Source organism: Lacinutrix cladophorae (assembly GCF_053604645.1).
Genome location: NZ_JBSHNR010000078.1, coordinates 1 through 308 on the forward strand (window position 1 = coordinate 1; position 308 = coordinate 308).

The 308-nt window shown below is 41.2% G+C and carries 1 protein-coding gene; it reads left to right on the forward strand.

Going from position 1 to position 308, the window contains the following annotated elements; translation table 11 throughout:
- Positions 1-308: SdrD B-like domain-containing protein (locus ACVC3Y_RS03050; protein WP_452226075.1), on the forward strand; the 308-nt coding region annotated here is incomplete at both ends.

A 308-nucleotide genomic window follows, 5' to 3' on the forward strand; every position in this document is an offset into this window, starting at 1 on the left:
ACCGATGATGGTTATGCACCAGTAGTTGGAGATTTAACAGGAGTTGTATTCGAAGATCTTAACGGCGATGGAATACAAGATCCAGGAGAAGAGGGAATAGAAGGAGTAGAAGTTGTAATTACCGATGTTAACGGAGACGAAACAACAGTAACAACAGGAACGGATGGTTCATGGACAGCAACAGACATTCCAGTAGGAGATGCAGAAGTAGATGTTGATGAAACTACATTACCAGCAGATGTAAGTGGTACTTTAACAACAGGAACTTCAGATCCAGAAACAGTAACCGTATTAGAAGGAGTTGAAAC